This is a genomic window from Pseudomonas sp. RL, assembly GCF_000647775.1.
GTDB lineage: Bacteria > Pseudomonadota > Gammaproteobacteria > Pseudomonadales > Pseudomonadaceae > Serpens > Serpens flexibilis.
Genome location: NZ_JBOY01000172.1, coordinates 1 through 1,284 on the forward strand (window position 1 = coordinate 1; position 1,284 = coordinate 1,284).

The window sequence follows — 1,284 nt, forward strand, 5'->3', positions numbered from 1 at the left end:
GCCGGCGACCCGCGTGCAGAGTGGCGCCTGGCTGACCCTCGATGAGCCCGCCGCCCTGGATGCCGCCCTGGCCGACGCGCGCGCCGCCGGCCAGCCGGTGCTGCTCGACTGGTATGCCGACTGGTGCGTGAGCTGCAAGGTCATCGAACGCGAGGTGCTCGAGGCACCCCAGATCCGTGAACAGCTGGCCGGCTACCGGTTGCTGCGCTTCGACATCACGCGCAGCGACGCCGCCCAGCGGACCCTGCTCGATCGCTACCAGCTGTTCGGCCCGCCAGCCCTGCAATTGTTCGCGCCCAGCGGCGAAGAGTGGCAGGACCTGCGCGTGGTCGGCGAAACCACCGCCGCGCTGTTCGGCGAGCGCCTGCGCGAAGCGAGCATGCGCCTCTGAAGCCAGCTGCCGCCCGCGCAAGGCTGGCGGCAGCGGTTCCGACCAGGCGGTCGGCTTCCGCCCCAGCATTCCGAAACCCAGGCATCTTTCGGCCAACGTCGGCCATTACCCGGCAATCGGCCGTCTACTGTTGGCTTATGGACAGCCGCCCCCGGTTCCCGGCATAGTCGCCGACTTCCATCCCCGCACAAGGTTCCCCCATGGCCACGCTGCTGGTGCTGCACGGTCCCAATCTCAACCTGCTGGGCACTCGCGAGCCCGGTATCTACGGCGCGATCACGCTCGAACAGATCAATGCCGATCTGCAACAGCGCGCCCGCGCCGCCGGTCATGAACTGCACTGGCTGCAGAGCAACGCGGAGCACGTGCTCATCGAGCGGATTCACGCCGCGCGTGGCGAGGGCGTGGACTTCATCCTCATCAATCCGGCGGCTTTTACGCATACCAGCGTTGCGATACGTGACGCGCTGCTGGGAGTGAGCATCCCATTCATCGAAGTTCACCTGTCCAACGTGCATAAACGTGAACCTTTCCGGCATCACTCCTACTTTTCCGACGTGGCGGTGGGAGTGATCTGCGGTCTCGGCGCCAGCGGCTACCGCCTGGCCCTGGAGGCGGCACTAGAACACCTTGAACGCCCCTGACCCTACTTGGGAGTGATTGCTTAATGGATATCCGTAAAGTCAAGAAACTGATCGAGCTGCTGGAAGAGTCCGGTATCGACGAACTGGAGATTCGCGAAGGCGAAGAGTCCGTGCGCATCAGCCGTAACACCGGCAAGGGCGCTGCCCAGCACGTCTACGCCGCTCCGGCCCCGATGGCTGCTTCCTGTCGCCGCTGGAGGCGCGCCGCCAATTGCAATTGCCTGCAGACGGCTTTCTGTTTGGCACCAT

2 protein-coding genes and 1 pseudogene are annotated in these 1,284 nt (G+C 65.2%); all 3 read left to right on the top strand.

Annotated elements, in window-relative coordinates; translation table 11 throughout:
- The coding region (locus AS93_RS19760; protein WP_037009994.1) for a thioredoxin family protein at nt 1-391 on the top strand (391 nt) is incomplete at its 5' end.
- 200 nt (nt 392-591) lie between these two features.
- Nucleotides 592-1,035, top strand: coding sequence for a type II 3-dehydroquinate dehydratase (aroQ, locus tag AS93_RS0117815; protein WP_027591851.1), 444 nt, complete (start codon nt 592-594; stop codon nt 1,033-1,035).
- A gap of 23 nt (nt 1,036-1,058) precedes the next feature.
- A pseudogene (locus AS93_RS20435) lies at nt 1,059-1,284 on the top strand (hypothetical protein); the annotation flags it as partial.

Bases quoted from the DNA above. Each gene is read 5' to 3' on its own strand.
- aroQ (WP_027591851.1), top strand. From the start codon at position 592: ATGGCCACGCTGCTGGTGCTGCACGGTCCCAATCTCAACCTGCTGGGC.